We start from the raw sequence: 4,171 nt of genomic DNA, 5'->3' as shown, positions 1-4,171 counted from the left end.
GCTGACCGACGCGCTGACCCTGGCCGGCTGCGCCGACCCGGTGGCGGCCGGCGAGCTGCGTACCCTCCGGGTGGGTTGAGCGGTGACCGCCACCGAACCTGTCGACCTGGCCGTCGCCGACCTGCACCCCGCGCTGGGCGATCCGGCGTTGACGTCGATGAACTTCATCAACGAGGTGTCCGAGCGGTACCCGGCGGCGGTGTCCCTCGCGGCCGGCCGGCCGTACGAGGAGTTCTTCGACCTCGCGGCGGTGCACCGGCACCTGGACACCTTCCACCGGCACCTCGTCGACGACCTGGGGCACCGACCCGAGCAGGCCCGGCGGCTGCTGCTGCAGTACGGCCGGACCAAGGGCATCGTGCACCACCTGATCGCCCGTAACCTCGCCGTCGACGAGGGGATCACCGTCGACGGCGAGGACATCGTGGTGACCGTCGGCTGCCAGGAGGCCATGTTCCTGGTGCTGCGGGCGTTGCGGGCCGGGCCGACGGACGTGCTGCTGGCGGTCGCACCGACCTACGTCGGGCTGACCGGCGCGGCCCGGCTGGTGGACCTGCCGGTCTGGCCGGTGGCCGGTGGGCCGTCCGGGATCGACCTGGCCGACCTGGCCGCCCAGGTGCGCCGGGCCCGGGCGGCGGGGCTGCGGCCACGCGCCTGTTACCTGATGCCGGACTTCGCCAACCCGTCCGGGGTCAGCATCGACACCGCCCACCGGCGGCGGTTGCTGGACCTGGCCGGGCAGGAGGATCTGCTGCTGCGGGAGGACAACCCCGACGGCCTGTTCCCCGTCGACGACGGACCGCGCCCGCCCACCCTCAAGGCGTTGGACACCGCGCGGCGGGTCGTCTACCTCGGCTCGTTCGCCAAGACCGTGCTCCCCGGGGCGCGGGTCGGGTACGTGGTCGCCGACCAGCGGGTGGCCGGCCCGGACGGGCGGGTCGGTCCGTTCGCCGATCAACTCGCCATGATCAAGAGCATGGTCACTGTGAACACGTCGCCGATCGCGCAGGCGGTGATCGGTGGCCGGCTGCTGGAGCACGGTTGCAGTCTGGTGGCCGCGAACACCCGGGAGCGGTCCGCGTACACCAGGAACCTGCGCCACCTGGTGGCCGGCCTGGCCCGGCGGTTCCCGCCCGGGGCGGACGGCGCGGCGGCGGTGCGGTGGACAGTGCCGGCCGGCGGGTTCTTCGTGGTGGTGACAGTGCCGTTCCCGGTCGACGACGCGTTGCTGGACCGCTCGGCGCGCGACCACGGGGTGCTGTGGACGCCGATGGCGCACTTCTACGACGACACCGCGCCGGTCCACGCGTTGCGGTTGTCGGTCAGCGCGGTCACGCCGGAGCAGATCGACGTCGGGTTGGACCGGCTGGCGGCACTGATCACCGACGAGCGGGCCCGGCGGGCGGGTTGACGCACCGCGTTCACCTGATGGCAATGCGCGACGACCCGTGTGCCGCCGTCCTGGTTGGACGGACATAATAAGGCCCATGGTTGCCTGGGAGTACGCCCTGCTCGTCCGTCGCTATCAGGGACAGGGCCGCAATTTTCACGTCTCGTTCGTCTGGTACGCGCCGGACGGCTCACGCAAGGACATCACCGCGTACGGCGACACGGCCATCGCGCACCTCAACCGCGCCGGCCGGGAGGGGTGGGAGCTGGTCTCCGCCGCCGAGGACGTCAACAACGTCCAGGGCAGCACCGAAGTCCACCGCTACCACCTGAAGCGCCCCATCGTCTGAGGGTGTCGGCCCGCCGCCGCTCAGGCCAGGTCGATGCCGGGGTAGAGCGGGTGGGTGGCCAGCAGGTCGGTGGCCTGACGGGCGACCTTGTCGGCCAGGCCCGGGTCCAGGGTGTACTTCGCCTTCGACGGGGTGCCGTCGGCGTTGGCGCCGGCGGTGGTCTGGGTCAGCACGGTGTGGATCAACTCGGCGGTCTGGTCCATCTCGGCGGTGCCGAGGCCCCGGGTGGTCAGCGCCGGGGTGCCGATCCGGATGCCGGACGTGTACCAGGCTCCGTTCGGGTCCTGCGGGACCGAGTTGCGGTTGGTGACGATGCCCGAGTCGAGCAGGGCCTGCTCGGCCTGCCGGCCGGTGAGCCCGTAACCGGACACGTCGATCAGCACCAGGTGGTTGTCGGTGCCACCGGTGACCAGCTTCGCGCCCCGGCGCAGCAGGCCCTCGGCGAGCGCCTGCGCGTTGTCCACGATCCGCCGGGCGTAGTCGGCGAAGTCGGGCCGGCGGGCCTCGGCGAGCGCGACCGCCTTGGCGGCCATCACGTGCGGAAGCGGGCCGCCGAGCACCATCGGGCAGCCCCGGTCCACCTGGTCGGCGAGCTCCGGCTGGCAGAGCACCATGCCGCCGCGCGGGCCACGCAACGACTTGTGCGTGGTGGTCGTGACGATGTGCGCGTGCGGCACCGGATCGAAGTCACCGGTTAAGACCTTGCCGGCCACCAGGCCCGCGAAGTGCGCCATGTCGACCATGAAGGTGGCGCCGACCGAGTCGGCGATCTCGCGCAGGATCCGGAAGTTCACCTTCCGGGGGTACGCCGAGTAGCCGCCCACCAGGATCAACGGCTTGAACTCCCGGGCGGCCTCGGCCACCCGGTCGTAGTCGATCAGGCCGGTCGCCGGGTCGGTGCCGTAGCTGCGCTGGTCGAACATCTTGCCGGAGATGTTCGGCCGGAAGCCGTGGGTGAGGTGGCCACCGGCGTCCAGCGACATGCCGAGCATCCGCTGGTTGCCCAGCTCGCGGCGCAGCGCGAACCAGTCGGCCTCGGTGAGGTCGTTGACCTGGCGGACCTGGGCCTTCTTCAGGGCGGGGGACTCCACCCGGTCGGCCAGCACCGCCCAGAAGGCGACCAGGTTGGCGTCGATGCCCGAGTGCGGCTGCACGTACGCGTGCGCGGCGCCGAACAGCTCCCGGGCGTGCTCGGCGGCGAGCGCCTCGACGGTGTCGACGTTCTGGCAGCCGGCGTAGAAACGGCGGCCGACGGTGCCCTCGGCGTACTTGTCGCTGAACCAGTTGCCCATCGCCAGCAGGGTCGCCGGGGAGGCGTAGTTCTCGCTGGCGATCAGCTTGAGTGACTCCCGCTGGTCGGTCAGCTCGGCGCCGATGGCGTCGGCGACCCGCGGCTCGACAGCCCGGATCACCTCAAGGGCGCTGCGGAATGCGGTGGACTCGGCGTTGCGGGACATGCGACCTCCTACAGACGTGCGGAAGGCCCAGGCGCTCGGCAGACGTCCTCATGACGGGGCCGCTCCCCGATGGTTATCCATCCCCACGCGCCAGTAACGGCCCGCGACGATCGTACCGGGCCGGGCCCGGTCGTTCGGGCCGCCCTCCGGGAGGCGACCCCCGCCGATGTGGTTGGGCGCTGCGTCGCGGGGCACACGGTAGGGGACCACCGCACCGTCACGGGTGCGGCCAGGGTTCGCACAGAAGGAGTCGAGAACATGACCACACCCACCTCCGACCGGCCGCTCGCCCTGGTGACCGGGGCCTCCAGCGGGATCGGGTACGAACTGGCGGCGCAGTTCGGTGAGCACGGCTTCGACCTGGTCATCGCCGCCGAGGACGAGGGCATCGAGTTGGCGGCGCAGAAGCTGCGCCGGGACGGCGGACCGCAGATCTGGTCGGTCCGCGTCGACCTGGCCCGCGAGCAGGGCGTGACGGAGTTGGTGGCCGCCGTCACCGCGACCGGACGACCGCTGGACGCGCTGGCGCTCAACGCCGGCCGGGGTGCCGGCGGCGCCTTCGTGGGCGGCACCGATCTCGCCGACGAGCTGGAGATCGTCGACCTCAACGTGCGCTCGACGGTGCACCTGGCGAAGCGACTGCTGCCGGGGATGGTCGAGCGGGGTGCGGGCCGGGTGCTCTTCACCTCGTCGATCGCCTCGACCATGCCGGGGCCGTTCCAGGCGGTCTACAACGCGTCGAAGTCGTTCGTGCAGTCCTTCGCCGAGGCGCTGCGCAACGAGTTGAAGGACACCGGCGTCACGGTGACCTCGCTGATGCCCGGACCAACCGACACGGAGTTCTTCGACCGCGCCGAGATGGAGGACACCCGGGTCGGCTCGGGTAAGAAGGACGACCCGGCGAAGGTCGCCGCCCAGGGCTTCGAGGCGATGATGAGGGGCGATCAGACGGTCACCGCCGGGTCGCTGCTGAAC

At 71.6% G+C, this 4,171-nt stretch carries 4 protein-coding genes and 1 riboswitch; of the genes, 3 read left to right on the top strand and 1 reads right to left on the bottom strand.

The annotated features are described in order from the left end of the window. Positions 1-82 precede the first annotated feature (82 nt). Positions 83-1,411 carry a PLP-dependent aminotransferase family protein gene (locus tag KBX53_RS24615; protein ID WP_210861892.1) on the top strand — a complete coding sequence of 443 codons (1,329 nt, stop codon included), beginning with the start codon at positions 83-85 and terminating at the stop codon, positions 1,409-1,411. A gap of 67 nt (positions 1,412-1,478) precedes the next feature. After that, complete coding sequence (locus KBX53_RS24610) at positions 1,479-1,739, top strand: hypothetical protein (RefSeq protein ID WP_156057598.1); 261 nt, start codon at positions 1,479-1,481, stop codon at positions 1,737-1,739. Between the two features lie 20 nt (positions 1,740-1,759). Here the strand turns inward: KBX53_RS24610 and KBX53_RS24605 are convergent, their stop codons facing one another. Next, entirely contained in the window at positions 1,760-3,196 is a 1,437-nt protein-coding gene (locus KBX53_RS24605; protein WP_210861891.1) for a glycine hydroxymethyltransferase, read from the bottom strand. 18 nt (positions 3,197-3,214) lie between these two features. Further along, a riboswitch (ZMP/ZTP riboswitch) is annotated at positions 3,215-3,304 on the bottom strand. 150 nt (positions 3,305-3,454) lie between these two features. Between KBX53_RS24605 and KBX53_RS24600 the strand changes: the two genes are divergently transcribed. After that, positions 3,455-4,171: SDR family oxidoreductase (locus tag KBX53_RS24600; protein WP_210861890.1), on the top strand; the 717-nt coding region annotated here is incomplete at its 3' end.

Origin of the sequence: Micromonospora sp. M51 (genome assembly GCF_018070305.1) — a bacterium.
GTDB classification, from domain to species: domain Bacteria; phylum Actinomycetota; class Actinomycetes; order Mycobacteriales; family Micromonosporaceae; genus Micromonospora; species Micromonospora parva.
Note: the sequence above shows the minus strand (reverse complement) of the source record. Positions and strands in the feature narration are given on the sequence as shown.